The 21,545-nt window shown below is 60.7% G+C and carries 13 protein-coding genes; 4 read left to right on the top strand and 9 right to left on the bottom strand.

Annotation, left to right across the window (positions count from 1 at the left end; all coding sequences use genetic code 11):
- Window positions 1-216 precede the first annotated feature (216 nt).
- Both RR3_RS24585 and RR3_RS25300 read left to right on the top strand, forming a co-directional pair.
- On the top strand, window positions 217-1,923 hold the full coding sequence (locus RR3_RS24585) for a ParB N-terminal domain-containing protein (protein ID WP_064065952.1): 1,707 nt from the start codon (window positions 217-219) through the stop codon (window positions 1,921-1,923).
- A gap of 21 nt (window positions 1,924-1,944) precedes the next feature.
- The gene (locus tag RR3_RS25300; RefSeq protein ID WP_082900285.1) at window positions 1,945-2,904 is read left to right on the top strand and encodes an HNH endonuclease signature motif containing protein; all 960 of its coding nucleotides are present in this window, start codon (window positions 1,945-1,947) and stop codon (window positions 2,902-2,904) included.
- Between the two features lie 36 nt (window positions 2,905-2,940).
- Here RR3_RS25300 and RR3_RS02085 read toward each other — a convergent pair whose 3' ends face one another.
- From RR3_RS02085 to dndB, 5 genes are read right to left on the bottom strand one after another with little or no spacing between them, the layout of a single operon-like run.
- Window positions 2,941-4,407: a DNA phosphorothioation-associated putative methyltransferase gene (locus RR3_RS02085; RefSeq protein WP_064065953.1), complete on the bottom strand. Its 1,467-nt coding sequence runs from the start codon at window positions 4,405-4,407 to the stop codon at window positions 2,941-2,943.
- Between the two features lie 3 nt (window positions 4,408-4,410).
- Complete coding sequence (dndE, locus tag RR3_RS02080) at window positions 4,411-4,791, bottom strand: DNA sulfur modification protein DndE (protein ID WP_064065954.1); 381 nt, start codon at window positions 4,789-4,791, stop codon at window positions 4,411-4,413.
- 5 nt (window positions 4,792-4,796) lie between these two features.
- Window positions 4,797-6,770, bottom strand: a complete 1,974-nt coding sequence (gene dndD, locus RR3_RS02075) for a DNA sulfur modification protein DndD (protein WP_064065955.1) — start codon at window positions 6,768-6,770, stop codon at window positions 4,797-4,799.
- Entirely contained in the window at window positions 6,767-8,296 is a 1,530-nt protein-coding gene (dndC, locus tag RR3_RS02070; protein ID WP_064065956.1) for a DNA phosphorothioation system sulfurtransferase DndC, read from the bottom strand. Before dndC ends, dndD begins: the two co-directional genes overlap by 4 nt.
- Entirely contained in the window at window positions 8,293-9,420 is a 1,128-nt protein-coding gene (gene dndB, locus RR3_RS02065; RefSeq protein ID WP_072786298.1) for a DNA sulfur modification protein DndB, read from the bottom strand. The genes dndC and dndB overlap by 4 nt, the downstream gene beginning before the upstream one ends.
- A 161-nt stretch (window positions 9,421-9,581) precedes the next feature.
- On the opposite strand from dndB, the gene dndA reads away from it, so the two are divergent.
- Window positions 9,582-10,730, top strand: coding sequence for a cysteine desulfurase DndA (dndA, locus tag RR3_RS02060; protein WP_064065957.1), 1,149 nt, complete (start codon window positions 9,582-9,584; stop codon window positions 10,728-10,730).
- Window positions 10,731-10,942: 212 nt separating this feature from the next.
- Here the strand turns inward: dndA and RR3_RS02055 are convergent, their stop codons facing one another.
- The 4 genes from RR3_RS02055 to RR3_RS02040 form a co-directional block, all read right to left on the bottom strand.
- A complete protein-coding gene (locus tag RR3_RS02055; protein WP_234420178.1) occupies window positions 10,943-11,869 on the bottom strand; it encodes an HNH endonuclease in 927 nt (308 codons plus the stop codon).
- A gap of 86 nt (window positions 11,870-11,955) precedes the next feature.
- Window positions 11,956-13,167: a hypothetical protein gene (locus tag RR3_RS02050; protein ID WP_064065959.1), complete on the bottom strand. Its 1,212-nt coding sequence runs from the start codon at window positions 13,165-13,167 to the stop codon at window positions 11,956-11,958.
- Window positions 13,167-14,930: a DEAD/DEAH box helicase gene (locus tag RR3_RS02045; protein ID WP_072786296.1), complete on the bottom strand. Its 1,764-nt coding sequence runs from the start codon at window positions 14,928-14,930 to the stop codon at window positions 13,167-13,169. The genes RR3_RS02050 and RR3_RS02045 overlap by 1 nt, the downstream gene beginning before the upstream one ends.
- Window positions 14,927-20,287 carry a PDDEXK-like endonuclease domain-containing protein gene (locus tag RR3_RS02040; protein ID WP_082900287.1) on the bottom strand — a complete coding sequence of 1,787 codons (5,361 nt, stop codon included), beginning with the start codon at window positions 20,285-20,287 and terminating at the stop codon, window positions 14,927-14,929. Before RR3_RS02040 ends, RR3_RS02045 begins: the two co-directional genes overlap by 4 nt.
- Before the next feature lie 615 nt (window positions 20,288-20,902).
- On the opposite strand from RR3_RS02040, the gene RR3_RS02035 reads away from it, so the two are divergent.
- Entirely contained in the window at window positions 20,903-21,481 is a 579-nt protein-coding gene (locus tag RR3_RS02035) for a TerD family protein (protein WP_050034960.1), read from the top strand.
- Window positions 21,482-21,545: the final 64 nt, after the last annotated feature.

Below are 21,545 nucleotides of genomic sequence, written 5' to 3'. Positions count from 1 at the left end.
GCTCATACGCTCCTCACCAGATCTCGGCCTAGTTCTCCACAGACGACAACCGCTTCCTCCTGAGCTCGACTGAGGTCAGCGTCTCCAAGCAGGCCAGTTTTCCAGTGCCGTCTGATTCAGTCTTCACCCGCCGCCGACATCGCCGACCTGAAAGCCAACCTGGCTAGCTAGGCAGGATCGTCAAGTCCGCGTCGAGTCCAAGTTAGGATCGCACCCATGGCTCAAACCGCGTATCGTTACCCCGCCTACCTGATGAATCAGACATCGGACAGTAAGGCACTTGTACTATTCGGTGCTCCAGCGACGGAAATCGAGAAGTGGGTCGGGGTACCGCAACGCGGGCGTTTAGGCGACGGCGAGACGGTCGGATTCCAGCGCGAAGCAAGTAAGCCACGCCTCCGGGAACTCGCTGAATTCTTCCACGAAGTCAATAATGTAGTGCAAAATCCCCTCCTCTGCGCACTTCAAGAGGAAGCTTCAGTCAGATTCACCCCAATGAGCAATGACTCCTGTTTCGGCGAAATTGAGATCGAGACAGGAAGCCTTCACGAATTCAACCTCCTCGAGCTAATTGATCGACTGATCGACAAGCTTGAAACACGGGTGCCTCCCCTGAAAGATCACCCCATCGATACTGCCAGATTGGAAAAAGCGATCCGAGCAGCATCTGAGATCCATACATTCACCGACCCTTCCGACGACTCCAGCGCAGGGGACGACAATGACGGATCGAGCTCTTCGGAATTGGATGAACCCCAGAACGAGGCGTCCGAGGATCCCACTGCCGTCCTACTCCTAGAAGAAACTCAACTCGTGGATTTCTACCAAGAACTGAGGATTCGCCGAAATATCCTGGCACGTCTAAATCCCACAGAGATCCCCGAATCACTTCTTGGGTTTTCCAAAGACGCAATGCTCAGTTATCTGGAACCGGTGGTGCTGGTCGATGGTCAACATCGTCTCGGAGGAGCTGTAAAGGCAGCTCACGACGCCGCAAACTCGCCAGAGGGGCGGGCAGCAGTCAGAGAAATGATCGAAATGGGTACGGAACCGGACGATGCTGTAGTAGCGATCACGTCTAAGTATTCACGGAAGCTGCCGGTCTCGTTACTGATGGATCCGTCTCCCAGCGAGCACGTGTTCCAGTTTGTCGTTGTGAACCAAAAGGCGACTCCGATCGGGAAAGCTCTTCTTGGTACAATTGTGTCGACGTCCCTCTCAAGAGACGAACTTGAGCCAGTCGCTCAACGTCTTCGGAACTCCGGGATTCGGCTTGAGGACTCTCAGGCAATTGCATACCTAACCCGCGCCGAAGAAAGCCCATTCCACAATCTGGTTCAGACCGGAGTCTCAGATTCTGCTGGACTCCTACAATGGAACGTCCTTAAAGGGCTGACTACCATATTCCGAGAACTCAAAGGCGGAACACTGTTCCACCAGAAGAATGATTACGCTGCACGTTGGCGCCGACGGATGCTCCCCAACTCTAAGTACATTCCAGACTACATCGAGGAGGGCAAAGAACTCGAATATTGGTCCACTACCGACGGCCCGTGGAGAGAGGTCTTTATCCGATTCTTCACTCTTGTGCGAGACGAGTTCGGCAGCAACGATCCTGGAACTCCCAACTATTGGGGGAACACGGCTGGGAATCTATTCAATAGGGTCAGCTTGACGATTCTTGCTGCGGATTTTTTTCAGTTCCTTGATGACAAGGACCGCACCCTGAATACTGCAGCAGATGTAAATAGCGCGTTCGAATCCTGGCTCGAGGGCGTCGATCGACAGTACTTCGCACGACCCTGGAAGATGGATGGACTTAAGAAAGATCAGAAGGCAGTGCGTATCAAGTGGGCCCAAACCTGGTTCGAGTATAGGAAAGATCCCGAACGACTTCCCCGGGTAGAGAACTATCATCCTTAGTCCGCTCCGGGGATCAGCCTTATGGTAAGTGCACACGATTTACGGAACTACCTCTTAACCTTCCAAGAGTCAAACAATGCCAGTTGGCATACTGATCCCCTGAGGGCGATTTCTGGACATAATATACCCCGAGACTTTCTTGGACCTCAAGCCTGGTTGTTAGAGGCTGATATAAAAACAGCATGGACGAATTGGTACATCGACAGCTTGATTAATGTAGCTGCATACACGCACGACGAGAACAAGGGATACGCTCACCTATACTACGAGATCCGGTCCGCGCTGATTGCTCGTTATGCAAGTATTCCATCGGACGAATTAAGAGACGTAGCCACTCAACTCACCGAAATCAGCTGGGGAATAATCGAGCAACGGAGACGGAAAGGTCGCAATGCTATAGCGTTAGACTTGAAGGAGAAGTTATGGTTTTCGGCGGAACCTAACCCGCGCTGCTACCTATGCGGGTTCCTATTCGGGGATACCGCCCGTGATAAATTTCTTAGCCGGGAAACCGGCGGAACCCTGAAAGAGATTGAACCCCCACTACTCGTCGACTTCACACGGCCTAGGAGCACCAGCCGAGATCAATTAATTGAGATCGACCACGTTTCGTCTGTTGCGAGAGGAGGTTCGAGCGACGAGTCAAATCTTAAACTTGCCTGCGGCTGGTGCAATAAGACCAAAGGAGCACGATCGAGTATCTACGATGTAGGCACCGGATCACTGCCTCCAATATTGATCAACGGGCTCGGCTGGGTAAATCCTCCCGCCCCCTTTTGGGTGTTGAGATTGGTCGCGCTTCGCGGCCGTTGTGAATATCCTGGAGGATGTCGGGCGCGACTGGAAAATTCCGAGCTCGTAATAGCTCCACGATATACTGAGGGATCACTCAACCCCGCAAATTGCGCTGTCTACTGCGACGAGCATGACCCATGGAGACTAGTGCGAATGATTGGACTTATTCCACAACGTAATCGTTAAGAATTTTCAGCGAGAGCTAGCTACGCCGAGGCCCTTTCACCCCAGATCGCAACAGGATCGGCACAGCCGGTGTCCCCGCACTATTCGCCCTGACTCCTTAAGCACTGAATCCCAACCGCGCTTCGTTCCAATCCGGGAAGGATCTTTATAAAGACCTGCACGAATTTCAGAACGAGTCAACTTCCGATAGATCGCCCGCCTCGGGTCGTCATGAGACAGAAACTCCTCCTTACGATGCAAAATCGGGGGGTTATTCGAACGAGAATAGTCCCGCCAAACAACGCTGAGCTGCGGCAGGTTGACAGTGACAGCCGATTCGAGAAGCGGATGCGCATCCCTATCGAAGTTCGGATATGAAAGAAATGACACCTGCGGTTCCGACACCGAAAGTTTGACCATGTTGGCATTTTGGACAGTCCCAGCAAGAATCCGTGCGCAACCCTCGTATAACTGCAAGATCGGCGCCAGCTCAGCCAGTGCAGAACGATGGACATACAACGCGGACGGAGTTTGCTTACCAAGTCTGGAGCTTCGTGCCGACATCAGCACCATCGTTTGGTTTCCGACCGCCGCGAGGAGTCGGTCGCCCTGGTTCGTGAGGTCTCGGTAGGTGCCGAAATGGGTTCTGATATCACGCTGGAGAGTAGCCCCTAGCTGCGAGAACCGTGGTTTACGTCCGAAGCGCGACATTGCGGCGTACACCAGTAGTTCGGACCGACGTTGAATCCTTACCTGTTCCCAATGGGAGTCGTTCGTCACCTGGTAGATCAGATTGACCGCTCTTCCCAGTGTGCCGCTCGCATCCAGAACGGACGCTTCTGCTTCAGCACTCAACTCACTACGCTTGGGTGGCCTCGCGTGCGCAGTCAGAAAATCGAATAAGGGTGCAAGGTTCTCGCGGTTGCGCTCGTACTCCTCATGAGGATCGATAATGATGCGTGGTCGGTACTCGTAGACGCGATTCGCAAGGAAGTCCTGCTGGGTGGCTTCGTCCCGAAACACGTAGAAGACGCCTGGTGCGGCGGCGAGGGGCTTCGTTCCAAGGACTGACTCGATCCATGCAGCGAGTTCGGATTGGTCGTAGAACTTCTGGAACGTCCCCACACGGGTGAGGATCCCGTCCCCTACGCGACGACCAACCAGCTCACGCGCTTCCCAGGTCAAGCGAGCGGAGACCACGAGAACATTTTGTGTCAGGTTCCAAGCGGATCTCAGCACCTGAGCACGCTCGCCCGGATCCTCGATCACGTTGACGACATATCCGAGGTTGACTACGTCCGATGAGACCATCCCGACGTCGGGACGGTGTGCGGGATCCCACCCAGACACTGAGAAGCCGAGTCCTTGAAGGTGATGGATATCGCCGCCTCGGCCGCACCCATAGTCGAAGACTGTCGCCTCGCGCTTGATGATGCCATCGGCCAGGGCGAGCCCCATCGGTCGTGACAACGCCGATCGGACCATAGCTGTCTTGTGACGGGCGGTAGGTCCGATCGTTGTCATGCGCTACTCCGCGAGTGCCAGCTCCACGAGCCCTTCGATGTCGGAGGAACGTGTGTCCCCGATCAAGTATCCAATGCCTCGATGAAGATGGAGGCGGAATTGAGTAACAAGGGTCTCATCATCAAGACCCAGCCCGTCGTTGTGGCATCTGACCCTCAGAGCTGCCCACAGAACATCACCGTGAGCGCCGGCAAACACTTTCCACGTCATCTCGACGTTGCTATCGGTGACGATTCTGGCAGCCGGCGGCACCGAACGTTCTGCCAGGGAACGACAGAGCGCCCAGCGGCACAGGACATTCCACTGGCCGATCCCCGTGCGTCGCTTCAACGTCACCAATTGATCTCGCGCCGTCTTCGAGAGACGTACATGCTCGACAGTCACTACGTTTACTCCCAGAAATATCCGGATCGAACCGACGTGGATGCACTCTCGTGGTCGTAGTCGAGGCAGTACGACCGTCCGACATGCTTCTTGATTCGGCGGAACGCCTGCTCGTCGATCTCCGTATCGGTCGACAGCAGGACGACCTGATGACTCGCGAAAGGGAAGTACCTCTCGATGAGGTGCTCTCTATGTTCCCCGTCAAGTCGACCCAAAGGCGTATCGACAACGACGGGCAGTGGCTGCCCTGATGCTCGCGCAAGGCCCCACAGAAGTGACACCGCAAGCAGTTGTCGTTCGCCTGCGGACAGCTGGTTCGCTGGAAGCGGCTTGCCACCCGGACTGGTGAGTTCCACGGTGTACGTCTCGGGATCGATCTGGACCGAGGTCACCAGTTTGTTCTTACGCAGCAGCCGATGGAGTGCCTCCAGGACGTACTCGCCGATACGTCCGAGGTAGCGCTTCTTCGCTGCGACCTGCAACGCTTCGAGAGTCGTGCGGACCTTGTCCACATGCTCAACGATTCGTGTGTCGTCCTCAAGCGCCAGGTTGGCCTGTGCGTACTTCTCTAGGATTCGTTCGTAGTCTGCGTCGACCTTCGCCCGTTCGGTCCGTCGTACTGCGAGCTCCTCGTCCAATGTCGTGACTTTGGTTTCAGCACGGACGTAACGGTCCGAGGCTTCATCGAGTACTCGCCGCACCTCTTCGAGCGACTCAGGATCAGGCATGGCGACGAGTACGCGCTCGATCTGGTCGAGTTCGTCACCAATACCCCTTCGACGCTGAACCAGTTCACCGATTCGGCGACGACTCGAGGGAAGCGCAGTTTCGCGCAAAACCCGGATGGAGTCCGGTCGCCCAAGGCCAGTGATGTCTTTGACATCGACATTCTGGCTACGCTCTGCACGGTCTTGCTGCATGAAGGCGGCGATCGCAGTGAGCACATTGTCTCCAGCGCCGCTGTCGCGAAGCACAGTAAGCACCGAGTCGTCGCGCTTTGCGAGTACATCTGCCATGGCACGCCGATTCCACAAAGTCGACTCGTCTGTTGCATGCGACTCGACCTCGTGAAGGAGATCGGTCACGAGAAGCAGAGGAGCGGCGTCGGACGCCTCGGCACGCAAGTCGTCATCGACCTGCGTGAGCGCTGCACGAAGGCCATCAGCGGCCTTTTCCGTCTGTGCTCGTGTCTCTGCGACTTCACCGCCCCGCGCCTGGTAATCCGATCTGGCTTCGGATCGCTCCTTGTCAGCGCGTTCGAGCTCGACGCGTGCCCGCGCCAAAGCTTCGACGGTCCCCTCTTCGAGTTGGCGGGCTCGGGTCACGAGTTCGCGCTTCGCCTCGACCTCGGACCTCAGAGACTCGGGAATCTGGTTCGTTCGGTGCCGACGGCGCAACACCGACAGATCCGTGGCAAGTCTGTCGACAAGATCGAGTCCGAGAAGAGCCGAGAGCGCCGAGGCCAGGACCTCGCGCGACTTCTCCAAGTCTGCGAGTGCCTCGATCTGCTCTCCATCGAAGAAGAACAGGCCGGCGATTCCGCGAGGGAGGAACGTCTCGACGTGCTCGCTCCATGTGGAAGTCAAGGCACGGTCGAGTCGACCGTCGACTTCCACATCGAGGCTCTCGCGACCTGGAGCTTTCGCGCCGCCCCACCGACGACTGATCCGATATACGTGCTCTTTCCCTTGCTGGAAGGCGCGGAACTCCAACTCGACTGCCGAGATCGACTTCGCAGGTGCTCCGCGATGCGTCAATCCGACGAGGTAGTTCTCGTACCCGCCCGCGCGGCGTCCGTTCGGCTGCGCGAGCGCGCCGTACAGCGCAAGGTGAATCGCCTCCAGCACCGTGGTCTTGCCGGCACCGTTCAAGCCACCCACGAGAACAACCGGCTTCGTCTTCGATTTCGGAGTCAGAGTGATTGTGTGGCGGCCCGAGAACGTGCCGACGTTCTGAAGAACCAGTTCGTCGAGGATCATCGCTCGCCCCCTGCGCGAGCAGGCTGCACATAGCCATCAGCGATGTCGAGCTCGTCAGGACCGTCCGTAACTCGCAATCGGTCTACCGCACTTGCTCGGTCTGTTGCGCGCTGCAGTGCATCCCCTTCGTTTTCGTAGAAGCCCTTACGCAGCGCCTTCGTCAAAGAATCGAACAGTCCTGCACGGCGTGCTTGGGAGCGATGCCGCTGCTCGACATCGAGCAACTCGCGAACGAGCTCGAAATGAACGCGATCGTCGCCAACCACTTCCCGGAGGATTTCGACCGTATCCGGGCCGAGTGGCAAGTGCTCATCAAGTGGCCGCCCTGGATACTCCGCACCTGTGGTTTCGCGATAGATGATGGGCAGGCTGTCTTCGAACTCGTGCTTGTCCACCACCCAGATCCGGCGGATTTCTTCCAATTCGTCCAGGGTGATGAGTTCGAGGTCCTGTACGTACGACGGTCCGTTCTCTCGGATCCAAGTCTGGGCTTCGAGCAGTTTCCGCACCCACCGCTCACGCGACTCTTGTGTGTACGGGCCGGGGATGTTCCGGCCGTTGAAAAGCTGCACCGATCCGTTCATCCGACGGAAGTCTCGCAGGTGACGATCATCCTGAACATCGAGTTCGTCGCGCAGCTCGAGGAGCGGCAACATCCACTCCTTCTCCTCGTCGTTCTGGATCATCGCCGACATCGACTTGTCCTTCTCGACGAGCGTGCACGTCCAGCATCCGAACCGACTGTCGCCGCAGCTGGGCGTTGAGGAGTCGACGACAAGGGGGCACTCACCGTCGGATGAGGCCCCCTGGTACATAGTGAGGAGCTCCTTGTTCGAGTAACCCCACGGGTTTTTCGTCTGCATCAGGAAGGTCCAGACGTCGTCGTTGGACCAATCCTCGACCGGCGAGTAGACGAGGCAGTTGGGAAGAGAGCCGTTCGGGCTCAACATGTCGCGAGCACGCTGACTTTCCAGCTCGGTCATCCTATGGGATCGTCCCGAGCTCTCCGCCTTCCGCGTACCGAGCACGAGGATCGCCTCACCGTGGGACTTCACCATATTGATGATGAAGTTGTTGGAAGGCTTGATCTTCAAACGTTCGGTGCACCACCGGAACTTTGGCCGCGGTGCGGGATAGCCGCGACCGGCAAGATTCACCCAGAACGTGTCGGACACCGCCGGCGTGAGCCGATGAGGCTCAATGGGCAGTCCCTGCTCCTGCGCAGCGTCTGCCATCGTGTTCAGCGAATGAGTGACCCATGCAGCAACCACAGGGTTCTCGACAAGGGTGTCCGTGCTGATCACGTGCACGAGCTTGGTGCGCTTCGCCGGCTCCAGCTGTGCAAGCGACATCCACACCAACTGCAGGACCGCAGTCGAGTCCTTACCTCCCGAGTAACCGACGACCCACGGGATGGAATCCTCCAGGTAGAGCTTCTGGGTCTGCTCGATCAGAGCCTCGATGGTGCCGGACAGTCCGAGCTCATCGAATGCCGACCGTGGACGGATCGGCAGGTTGCGGGTCATCTTGAGTCACCTCGTCGAAAGTTGTTCTCGGCTTTTTGCTCATCGTCCGGTAGCGGAAGATTCAAACGTGTTCTCAACAATGCAGTGGTCAGCAGAACGTTGCCGGTGCTCTTCGAGACACGCCCGCCAGATAGGGCTCGGCCTTCCCAAAGCTCTGAATTCGACCGGTGCCAATCGATCTCACGCAAGGGGCGAAGGGCACGATCCCACGACCGTTTGTCCCGGCTGCGCTCGAGGAGCGCGTTTCCCACCTTGCCCAAGGCATGAAGAACGATTCCGTGGCTGTGGATGAAGTCCCGACGAATCTCCCCAGCCGTGACTTCGCGGGCACGAACCTGGACCCATTCCGGAAACTGCTTTGCCACCACCGACCAGTAATTCCCAACCAGCTCGGCACGCTTCTCGAGCGAGTCCTCCTCGATACCCTCCAGCAATGCGCGATTCGCGTTGTACATTGCCGACAACGTGAACAGCTTCCGAGACCGCGCTGCCAGATTGCTCGTCTCGGTCTCGGTGAGGTCTCGATAGAAGTCCGAACTAAAAACCGCCATTCTCGTGACCGCCGACAGATCGTCGCGATGGTCGTAGAGCACGCTGATGGACCGGGCTGGACGAATTGCGTACCGGTTGAGGTCGGCGAACATCTGTTGGCATCGTTCCAGACCGACGTCGATAAAGAGAACGATCGAAATCGTCTCGTCGCCGACATCGGGGTTCATCGTGAGCGCTTCTTCGATCGCTGCACGGCGGTGTTGTCCGTCGTTGATGACGAAACGGGCGTCCATCGGTATACGGAGCGTGCCGATGCGGTCACTCGGACCGACACCGTCGGTGATCGGATCGAACTCCACGTCCGCGCTCACGGATGCGGTCAGGGCCGAGAACACGTAGCTGTCCGGATTCTCGACGATATAGCGCGCCATTTCGGGTACGCGTGAGCGGTTGAGCGTACGTTGCGCACGCTGCTCAGGTAGCAGCTCCTCGTCATCGAAGGAGAACAAACGAGGGATCATGCGAAGCGGAAACATGGTCGAGTAGTACTCTCGACCAGCTTGAACCCCGCGAATCGCCGGGAACACGTACTCGAACTCTCCACGACGTGGAGTACCGCTACGTCCGTTCACCGCACACCTGTCCGATCGCTCCCAGTTGTACGGAACCGTACCTCGTCTTGTACGGAAATGCACATCCGAACACACCCCCCGAACCATCCGAACAGTACGTGCCTCTACGCGTACAGTGAGGAACGATAGCTGCGCCGTCCGACACGAGAGAATCCAGACGTATGCCCAGTTCAGGACCTATTTATCTCGACTGCAACGCGACCACGCCGGTCGATCCCGCAGTGCTGGACGAGGTGATCCACTTCATGCGCGACGAGTACGGCAACGCGGGCAGCCGTACCCATACGTACGGCCAGCGCGCCAAGGAGCGCGTCAATCGCGCACGGGAAGAGGTTGCAGCCGGCGCCGACGCCAAGCCGGAGGAGGTCATCTTCACCAGCGGTGCAACGGAGAGCAACAACCTCGCGATTCTCGGGCTCGAAGAGCACGGCCGCAAGACCGGCAAGATGCATATCGTCACGACTGCCATTGAACACAAGGCTGTCCTCGAGCCGATCGAGCGCCTCGTACAACGCGGCTTCGAAGCCACCGTCCTGAAACCCGGACACGACGGCCGAGTCTCCGCCGACTCAATCATCGAAGCGGTACGTCCAGATACCGTCTTGGTCTCGGCAATGGCTGCGAACAACGAGACCGGCGCCGTCCAGCCGGCCGACGATATTGCTCGATCCCTGGGCGACCACGATACGTACTTCCACGTGGATGCAGCTCAGGCCTTCGGCAAGGTGGACAATATCGTGTCGAACAAGCGCATCGACATGATCAGCATCTCCGGCCACAAGCTGTACGCGCCTAAAGGAATCGGCGCGCTCATCGTCCGCCGCCGGGGATACCGGCGTGTCCCGCTCACACCGCTGATGGTCGGCGGAGGGCAGGAACGGGGACTCCGCCCCGGCACCCTTCCTGTTCCGCTCATCGCCGGACTGGGAACAGCGGTCTCGTCGGCGATGAAGAATCAAGCAGCCAGAGCGGCTCGCGTGGCCGAACTGCGGTCCGGCTTGGTTGAAGCCCTTGCACCCCTCAACGTGCGTATCAACGGATCCCTCGACAACACGCTCGCGAGCACCCTCAACTTCTCAGTTCCAGGTGTGGACGGGGAGGCAGCGATTCTCGCCTTGAAAGACGTGGTGGCCGTATCCAATGGCTCGGCATGCACGTCGCAGAGCTACGAGCCCAGCCATGTCCTGAAAGCGATGGATCTCGACGACGACACCATCCACGGCGCTATCCGGGTGTCATGGTCTCACCTCACCGAAGATCCTCAATGGAAGGTCCTTGCTGACCGCCTCTCAGAACTTCGTGTTCCGTAGGGTAAGTCGGTCTTTGAAAGCTCTTGCGATCAACAGGCAAGACGCGCCCGATCGCATACAAGGCGCATTTACAACGAGGTAGCCATCGCTCATTCCGGTTCCTGTGACAGGAACCGGAATGAGTGCTCCCACGAGTAGCGATAGCGAAGCCGTAGCAGACGCGGTGGGATTCCACCGTCGCCCACGGGAGTGAGCGGATCGTATGAACCTGACTACCCAGCGGAGAGGAAACGTTCGTAACTGAGTGCCAGGAGTTCTCGATCGGGACGCTCATTGCGAGCCGGCGGAACCACCATGAGCTTCTGCCCGTGCCGCTCCTTGAGGCCGTGCTCGAGCATCGGACCGTCGATCTCGTCCAGAAGGTCCTTCCGAATCTCCACGACCAAGTCCGGTGTAATGCCAAGGATGTTCACGTCGTACGCGGCATGATGGATCTTGCACAGCGCAAGACCATTGGTCACCGAAGCGATGCCGGCCTCGTGCGAATCAGGTACGATATGCGCAGCGTCCAGCAGTTCACCGTGGCCGAGAGCACAGACCGCGCATCGCGTTTCATACGCACGCATCACAGTTGCACGAAAGACGGGCTGATGGAGCCGACGCTTGGTCTCGGCCACGACGTAACGCCGAAGCTGTTCCTCCGCTTGAGAGTCGGGGCGGTGGAGATCGCGAGCGACTTCCGTGGCGATGACAAATTGGTGTTCGTCAGGTTCCTCCCCGACGATGAACACCGGATAGATGGGCTGGAACAAACTCGGTCCCACACCGTAGAACCAGATCAGCGGGACGCCCTCGTTCATGGCCGCGCGCAATCCACGGTTGTCCATGTTGTTCGGGTCGGTCGTCGACCACTTGTAGCGCAGAAGCCCGTCCGAACCGACCTGATCCTCGTACGGACGCTTCGCGCCGGGCGCGCGGTACGTCGTACTGATGGACAGAGCGGACGAGAGCTCTTTGGGCTTCCGGATCCCGCGTGTCGGATCCATGAGCCGGAACATCTTTCCATCGACCGTGAAGTCGAGGAGGTCCTGGCGACTGATCGGATCGAGTCCGTCATTCGTGCGGATGGTCAACCATGCCATTGCCTCGCGGCGGAGACGAGAATCGAAATCGTCGCTGCTCCACGAACCGTCACTCACAGATCCTCCTGATCACCCCATCTGAGACGCGCGCCCCGAAACTTCCGGATGCGTTGGTGGAACAGTCCTTATTGAACCATTAGCCATTAAAACGACTTGCTCACGGACTCGCGCAACGACTGCATGGAAGTGTCGTCGACTTTCCATAGCTCCCAGCCGTCGAACGGACCTTCGTCACCCAACCTGAACGCCGTCACGACTGCTTTCGCAGCAGCGTTGGGGTCTGGATACGTCGCGCCCAGCAGAGCGCGGACCGGCGCCACCGTCACGTCCATCTTCTCGGTGTCGGGATCGAACAACGCCTTCACTCGGTGACCGTCACAATCGAGGTAGACACGAATCCTCTTACCACTGAGCGCACTGATGCGGCGCGCAGGTCGAACCTTGACCGACTCCGCTTCGCCGATGCGGGGCATGCGTACCGGAGCGTCCGCGGACACGACCGGGCTCGATGCAGGCGGTTCGCTCTGCTGAGATGCTCGATCGGGACCCTCGGTGCTTCCCCACTTGTTCCACACTCTGGTTCGTGGACGAGATGCACGCTCCGACGCAACGCGCGGCGAAGCTGCCCCGGCCGGCTTGGGTGTCGACCGGGCACGCGAGGACTCGCCGACAGGCGCCGGGTCGGGCAGCGCCTCCGACATCACCGCTTCCCACAACGTGCCGAGACGCTGGGCGCCCAGATGCTGCAGCGGCGTTCCTTTCACCGCGTCCTGCAACGCCTTGATCCCCGAGTTCGCCGGCAGACGACGAGTCAGGTCGTGTAGAGCCCGGATCTGTTCCAGCCGCACGTCGGAATGCACGTCATCGGTGCCGCCGGCAGCCACCCAGAGCGACCCGACCGAGTTCCAGATGACTCCCTCGTGGGATTGCAGGACGTCCGGAGTAACACCGAGCGCCTCGGTCAGTTCTGCTTGGCTGGCGATACCGTCGAACCCGTCGAGCGCGGCACGAAGCTGGTCGCCGATGCTCATCGGCTCAGCGACTACTTCGGGATTCCCGCCCAGCAGCAGGTTGAGTGCCGAGAACCGGTCGTTGCTCGCCACGGAGAATCGAACAACATCGTGTCGTGCGGCAGAATCTCCCGCAGTCGTTGCCGAGATGCAGATTCTCAACGAACCGAAGTTGGTATCGGTCGCAGACCTGAACTCGGTGCCAGTCACGTCTGTGCGCATCGCGCGTAGTGGTTGCGCTGACACCTCTGCGATCAGATCACTGTAGATTCCCTCGCGCACAATCCAGACGTAGTCGTCCTCGAGGACGACCTGGCCGTCGAACCCTTCGAACCACTGCGCCATTACGCGGTCTCCATCCGCACCATCACATCCGAGAGCAGGTCACCTGCGATGCTGTCTCCCAGGTACTCGATGGCCGTTCTCTCGATTCGACTGATCTGGCTCGACGACACACCCAGCCGTGCCCCGATCTCCGCTTGTCGCTTCGGTGATTCACCACCGAGGCCGTTCCGCATGACGAGCACCGATACTTGCCGGGGTTCGAGGATCGACAAGCACGCCAATACGGTGTCGAAATCGTCCACACTCCCCCGCTCGCCCACTGCCAGCAGGACGCGACCGATCTCAGCGTGTTCGCTGCCCGAGACGAAGTCTTCTTCTGGCGCGTCATCGTCGATCAGTCGCTGCGCGATGGCGACGACCTCTTCGGTTGCAGCCGAGTCGGCGCTCGGCTCCGGCCGGCTCTGAGGCTCGACGAACGGCATCAGGTCGTCCGCCGTATGCGGGGCGGTCCGCCTCCATTTTCGAAGTAACGCGGGTGCTTCGTCGGGACCGACAGTCACGACTTCGGATGCGATGCCCGTCAGTTGTTCGAGAAACGTGCCGTGAGCGCCGTTGCGGGGATCCTCGGAACTGTTCTCCGCGAACATCACCAGGAACGAGGCCGGTCGACCGTCGGATTTCGGACGGATGACCCGGCCCATACGCTGAATCATCTGCCGGCGACTCTTACTGCTTGCCAGAATGATTCCGACGTCTGCTTCGGGCACGTCGACGCCTTCGTCGAGAACCTTCGGGGCGACGAGCGTGGTCACCGTGCCGTTCTTGAACTCGGTGAGAAGTCGCGCTCGGTCCGCGCGTTTCAGGTCGCTCGTGAACGGCGCGGCGAGCACGCCTTCTTCCAGAAGCACCTCGGCGGCGGTACGCGACGAGTCCTTCGTCTCCGAGAAGGTGAGTGCCTGCCCGGTCTCCTTGAGCACAGCACCGAGACCTCTGAGGGCCTCCAGCTTCCCGCGACACTCGGCGAGTAGCGATCGGCGCTTCGAGAACGCATAGAGATACTTGCGGGCGGCCCACGTCGAACCTTCGGCGCTCTCCCCTCCGCTGAGCAACTGAACGTCGCGCATGAACTCACCGAACGGCTCACCCACACATCCGAACTTCTCGATGAGATCGCCACGGAGCTTGCGTGCCAGCTCGTCGTACTCTTGATACTCGGCTGCCTCGAACTCGTCGAACGGAACCGCAACGAGCATGACGCGCACGGGTGCGAGGATGCCGTCGGTGTGGCCACGCTCGTAGTCGCAGCCGTTGATGACCGTGCCGAAGTAGGGCAGCAAGTGCCGCTCGACCCCGTCATCGGACCGCTCGAAGGTGGCCGTGAGACCGATCCGTTCCGTGAAGTCGTCGGTGAGAAGTCGCGAGAACGTCAGCGCTCCGTACCGGTGCACTTCATCCGCGACCAGCAGCGTCGGTCCGACTGGACGCGGTGCCGACCTACTGATCGCCGACTGCACAGTGCTGACGAGAATGCGCTTGCCGTCGAAACTGTCCGTGTACCCACCGCCACGTCGACCGACGGGGATATCGGGGAGAACGCGCCGAATGGATCGATGCCATTGGTCCAAAAGTTCGATCCCGGGCACCACGATCAGGACATTCAGACCACGCGCAACTGCATCGGCAGCCGCCGCGATCCCGAGCGTCGTCTTTCCCGTGCCCGTGACGGCTTCGACAACGGCACTTCGGTCGGCCGCCACCCACGCGTCGAACGCTTCACGTTGCCAGGCACGTAGAGGCGGCCCGGCGAGGGTAACCGTCGTCATCGTCCCGCCTTGGTCCACGTAGCTCCTGCAGCGTCAGAGTTCTGGAGCAACCGACCCTCTGCTTCCAGACGTTTCAGGACCCCGAGAAGGCATTCGTCGTCGAGCCGCGTCAGCTTCCGTGCCCGTTCCAGCGACAGCGCAGCGAACCCGGCGGCCGCGACCAGCACCTCGGCGACAGAGTCGAGGTGTGCCGGCGGTAGATCCGCAACACTGGCTGCGTCCTGCACGGCGGACCGTACCGGAGGCTCGACCTCGATCGGAGGCGATACCTCGTCTGCCAATCCGTATACGCGCGGGCCCCGTTCGGGCATCCACTTCGCTCGACCCTGGGCAATCAACTCACCCATGACCGCTTCGATCCGGTCTCTCGGTTCGTTCAACCGGTACTCGAGGTCTGCCAGCGAAACCGGACCGACCGAGAGGCGTTCGACGATGCGCGACCCGAGGCTCGGAGTAAGCAGCTCGACAACCTCCGCAGGCAACACTTCCCATCCACCCACGAATGCCGGTGTGGCAGAGGGTTCCGGAACAGCTGCCCCCGAATCGGAGGGTGGCACGACCTCGACATCGTGTGACGACTCGACGTCCTCCACTTGGGAGACATCGCCGAGGAGGTGATAGTGGGTCAGTTTCCCGAATTCGTTGACTTCCTCGACGCGCTCATCACGCTGAAGGCGATCCACTTCCGCCTGGACGCTTCGCCAATCCTCCTCGAGACGCTGCGCGAGCGTGCGTACAGGAAGGGGTTCGCGCTCCAGTTGTTCGAGGATTGCGTCTCGAAGGGTGCGCGCCGGTCCAATCTCGACGGCCGGCTCGTCTGCCGGTACCGATATCTCGGAGGTTGGCACGAATGTCGGCGTCTTGGCTTCCTCCACCGCCCGACGTTCGACCTCTCCCGTGGAGACGGGCGGGTCTGCGAGTTCCTCTACGCGTTCGGCTTCCGGAGCCGGAGCAGGCTCGACGACGGTAGACACCGGCTGGATGACCGGCTGATCCGCCACATCCACTACGTCGTCGACCGGCGAGTCGTCCTCCACGAGCTCTACCGGAGTCCAGGTCTCCTGCACGGCAGTGACGACTTCGTTCACTCCGACGACGTGCGGCCGGATGCCGCGCCCGTCGAGCTCCTCCCACAGGCCTCTCATCGATCCCACCGGATCGAGGTAGTACTCCGATTCGCGGATGCGCCAGAATTGCCAGCCGCAACGCTGCAGCTCTCGTTCGCGTTCGAGGTCGGCACGTTGCTGTTCGGGACTCGTGTGCCAATGGTCGCCGTCGCACTCGACAGCGAGCTTCCCTGCCGCACCGGTGACCACGAGATCGATCCGTCGGCCGTTCGCCTCCACCTGCGGATTCACGTGGTAGCCGCGGGCCACGATGTCAAGGAATACGCGCTGCTCGAAGAGGCTGTCGAATGCGTGGTGCCGATCGTCGCGGGTCACGCCCTCGGGCATCGGCTCTGCCGGCGCGGGTGACGTCGACTGCATGTAGGTGAGCAACGAATGCCGCAGATCGGTCGAGCGCAGAGATTCGACGGTGCGCGAGTGAAACAGCCACATCTGATCCTGTGCCCGGGACGCAGCAACATTGAACCGTCGCTGGTATTCGGTCTTCGTCATCGCCATGATGTTCTGTTCGGGCGCGACCACCATCGACAGGAGCACCACGTGTCGTTCGTCGCCCTGGAAGTCGGGCGGCGTTCCCACGCGCAGTCGTCGCTCTTCCCACTGCTCCGGGGTCAACCGGTCGAGCAGTTCGTTCGTGATGACGTCGACCTGCGCTTGTCCCTGGAGGACGACGACACCGAAGGTCTTGCCGTCGTACGCCTCGTCCGACAGACATTGCTTGATCGTGTCGGCGATAGCGCGTGCTTCGACCCTGTTGGAGAGTGTCGCGTTCCGGCCGGTGACCACCCCACCCTCGACATAGGTGGTCCGCAGCGGCGGCAGACGATCGGCACCGAACTGACGCACCGGCACCAACGGCGCATCTGAGTAGAACTGCCCACTGGACCAGTTGATGATCTCCGGCATGCACCGGAAGTGCTCGCGCAGCCGGATGACGCTGCCGAACCTGGAGCGGAGCAACGAGAAGACGCTGGATCGCGGTGTAAAGCTGTCGCGCAGGTACTTCGGGATGTCGGGCAGATAGGAGTCGAGCCGGGTGAAGACCCCTTCGAGTGCACCCGACGACACATCACTGGGCGCACACTGCTTGTCGTCGCCCACCACGATCACCCGAGGAGCAAGCCACAGCAGGAACAAGCTGCTGATGTCGGCCTGACTCGCCTCGTCGACGATGACGACGTCGAACGAGTTCTGCTCGGCGGGAATGGACGCCAGTACCTGCTGCAGTGGCATCACCCACGCCGGAACCGCCTGCTGCGCCACCTGCATCGCTTCGCGCGCACCTGCACGGAAGCGTTCAGCATACTTCCCGGTTCCCTTCCCGATGCTGGCCACATGATCGCGGTAGGTCTGCAACGCTTGAACCTGCGCAGCTGTCGTCCGCTCGAGACACGCACTCCACGCGCGTTCCGCGGCCAACTGTGCGGTGAACTGAGCGATGTCCTTCTCGATCGCGTCGAGTTCGTGCTGAAGATGCTGATCGTCGACGGCGTGAGAGTGCTGCTGCACCCAGTCGTACGCCCGACGCCACGCCCATGCCTGATCGATGTAGTTCAGGCGAATCGACCACTCCGCCGACGAGGGATTCTCGGCGATCGCTTGTGCCAGCGCGGGCGCGGCATCGGTCAGCCGAGTCTGCAGCGATTCGAGGTGGAGTTCTTGCTGGTACTCGCGGACCGCGGCTTCCCAGGAATCGATCGCTGTGCGGATCCTGCCGAACTCAGCGGATTCGAGGGCCCGGACGAGCACGTGTCCTTCCGGCGGGATCCCATGGGTCATTCTGGCCCGGACACGAGCGCCGATATCCGTAAGCCAGGAGCGATTCGCCTCCGCGTAGCCTGCTGCAGCGATCGCTTGCGCCGCAGTCGCTACGGACCGGGCCTGATCCAGGCTCGCGATACGCGGCGCCCCGGGGCTCGTATTCTGCAGCGCAAGCTCTACTTCTCTGGTGCGCGTTGCGAGAACTTCCACTAGATCGCGCGACCGGGCGGCCCGCGCTGCCGCACCGATCATCTGACTGCGAGATCCCGTGGTGTCGATCTCGACGCCGAGATCCCGAAGGATGAGAGCGACTGATTGGATGGCATCGAGCGCACGAAGATGCTTCGCCACCGCACGGGCCAGTGGCGCAGTTGTGGCTTCGACACCGTCGACGGTGGCCAACCTGCCCAGTGCCTCGACCGTGGTCTGCTCGTTGCTCCGACGGAAACGGCCGAGTCCGCTTCGCCACGTCTCGCCACCCTCGAGCACCTTGGCGAGCGCCTCGTAGGCATGCAGCGCATTTCGTCCGACCACCGGAGTGTCGACGACAGTCGCCGTACCGAGGAAGACGTCTGCGTTGTAGGCGACGGTCACCAGTTCGCGGATGTGCGCGGTCTTGTCCCACAGGTAGTCGATCCGGCCGGACAGTACTGTGTCGGCGAGGTTCCGGAATGCAGGTTCGAGCCCATCGACATCGATCAGTGCCCGCTGCAGGTGATCGCACTGCTCACGGATCCGTTCGAGGACCTCTGGAGCAGCACCTTCCAGCATCCGAAGCAGTCCCGACGCAGGGACACCCCCCGAACCCGGCCCGTTGCGAACAGCTTCGCAGGCGAGTTCGAGATCGGACAGACTCGGCAACTCCAGGTCGGGGAAATGCTGCCGGCGACGTTCCGCTCGACCGGGCCGAGACCCTTCCGACAGGACGAGCAGCGTCTGGAACTCCTCCGAAGAGAGCGGTGGAGTATCCGTCGCGAGGGAGCCGCGTAGCCAGTCGTGGTTGGCGCTCTGCGCCGTGACCTTACGCACGATCTCTGCCGGCGTCCCTGCATATCCGGGTGCAACATCGGCATGTGCCAGCGTCTCGGACGCACGGGCCTGGCGGATGCGCTCCGTCAGCATTGCTCGGCGACTCAGTGCAGTATCGCGCCGCTGCGCTATCTCGTCGATACGGGCCGCGGTCCGGCGAGGGTCGAACCGTGCCTTGCGGGTTGCGATCTCACTGACGCTGCGGTTCAGCTCGGCCGAACCACCTCGCCCCGCGTCCGTGACCGAAACACACAGTTCCTGCAATTCCGAGGGCAGCTTGTCGCGGAGGACCCGAAGTGCCTGGGCCTTCTCGCTGGTGACCAGGACGCGCTGACCACGGGCCAGCAACGCCGACACCAGGTTGGCGATCGTATGGGTCTTTCCTGTTCCCGGCGGGCCTTCCACGACGACACCGCTGTCGCCGGCAAGTCGATCGATGATGTCGCGTTGCTCCTGGTTGGCAGGAAGCGGGAACAGCGGATCGTCGGCGAGCAGTGAGGACGATGTACCGGCTCTGTCCAACCACGCGACCCGGTCGGCAGGTTCGATCGCCTCGACGAGCTGTGCCAGCCCGAGGGGAACCGCCGTTGTCTCGGCGGCCGCCGCTGCCGTCATACGGTCGTAGTACTCGATCAGTGCATACGCACCGCGCTTGCGCAGAACCAACGAGGGCGACGGCGTGAGCAGGCGGTCCGGCGAGGCAGCTTCGTCGGGTCGGTCGACGACCTCGACACGGGTGGCCAGGGCTCGGTCGGACCAGTCCTTGAGGAAGATCCGTGCGGCAGGGTCCACAGGTGAGCTCACTCGCGCAGCCAGCGATTCGTGCAGACTTCGGGTACCTGACGAATCGAAGACGTCGAGTCCGGTCAACAACTGTGTGTCCTCGAGCGCAGGACCGGATTCGGGATCCAGTCGGACCAGGAGGTCGCCCGATGCCGAGTCGCGTTCCACCAGCGTCGACTGCGTGATCAGATGCGTTCGTACCTGCTCACCCGCAATGTCCGCCGAGAGCTGGAGCAACCCTGAAGCGACCACCAGCTCCAGAGACTCCGGTTGCGCCTCGAGATCGAGCATTGCGCGCTGCAGGAACGCGTAGAGATGGCCGGCGGGCCGCCGCTCCCGATCGACTTCGGCCCAGGCACGCCACTTCGTCAGCCATGCGTCCAACTCCCGCGTTTCGGGAGCACCGGGATCGAGCGTGGGTTCGGTGGTCGAATCCGCGATCGAACCGCGGATCCACGCAGCGACTGCAGCGGGTGGTCGGGGCGGGTCCTCCAGGTGGACACGACGTGCTCGGAGCACGACGTCGCCGGCAGACGCATCGGTACTGAGGGCTACGTCCAAGTTGCCTTCGTCGAGCGCCATCACGGCGCGGTGTTTGTCGACGACCCGGACGGGAGCGCTGCGCGCCTTCACAAGCTCGGACAAGAAGGCCAGCAAGCGTTGGACACGATCCTTCAGCTCAGGATCGTTCTCCCTCGAATCCACAACCACCCCACTGCGCCATGAGTTACTCCGTACGAGAACGGAGGGAACGCCGACGAACATAGACAACGGCTACGACAACAACGGTCGCTGTGCCCTTCCGATACTCCTGCGCATCTACCTCCCCCGATCGATCCGACTCCCTCGCCGAATACATCTGCCTTCGGCACCGAGATTGTTACATCCGCTCAGCAACCCGGTGCATGCCCGTCCCGGTACTACAGGTAACAGAAACCGGTCGGTCGAGATCGCGCCAATCCGCTCTTCCGGACATTTAGTTGCACCTGCTATGTTGTCGCCCAACAGTCTGTCGGGGGCTGGAGTAGGTGGCGCGGCACCGTACTGCCGTTTGCGTCGCAAGCCCAGAAGTTGCACCCGCAGAAGGAGTTCAGCCACACGAGAGGGACGAATAGCACTCGCACCGGCACCGAGGATCTCCTCGGTGTGTGCTCGCTCCAGATTCGGCGGAACTCCCGCGGCAATTAGATCAACTTCCCGTGGTCGGACAGCATCCGAAATGCAATCCGCCCCGTTGAAATCACGCCTACGCATAAATTCGAAAGGACCCACATGAGCGTCTCTCTTGCCAAGGGCGGCAACGTCTCCCTGTCCAAGGCGACCGACAACCTCACGACCATAACCGTCGGTCTCGGTTGGGACGAGCGCACCACTACGGGCGCGGCCTACGACCTCGACGCGTCGGCCCTGATCACCGGTCCCAACTACAAGGTCCTTTCGGACAAGCACTTCGTCTTCTACGGCAATCTCTCGTCGCCTGACGGCTTGGTGGAGCACACCGGCGACAACCTGACCGGCGACGGAGACGGCGATGACGAGTCGATCCACGTCGACCTCGCTGCGCTCCCGCCCACGGTTACGAACATCTTCTTCGCCGTGTCGATCTACGACGCGGACGTTCGCGGCCAGTCCTTCGGTCACGTTCGCAACGCCTACATCCGCATCGTCGACCGCGTCACGGGCGTCGAGCTGGCCCGTTACGACCTGACCGAAGATGCCTCCACCGAGACCGCGATGATCTTCGGCGAGGTCTACCGCCACAACGCGGAGTGGAAGTTCCGCGCCGTCGGCCAGGGTTACGCGTCCGGTCTGCGCGGCATCGCCCTCGACTACGGCGTCAACGTCGCCTGATTCTTCGGTTCCGTCCGCGTGAACCGTCGGGATGCTCGAAACGAGAGCATCCCGACGTGTGCGC

The sequence above is a fragment of the Rhodococcus ruber NBRC 15591 genome, assembly GCF_001894945.1.
GTDB classification, from domain to species: Bacteria; Actinomycetota; Actinomycetes; order Mycobacteriales; family Mycobacteriaceae; genus Rhodococcus; species Rhodococcus ruber.
The sequence above is the reverse complement of the archived record's forward strand: the minus strand, read 5'-3'. Positions and strand labels throughout refer to the sequence as shown.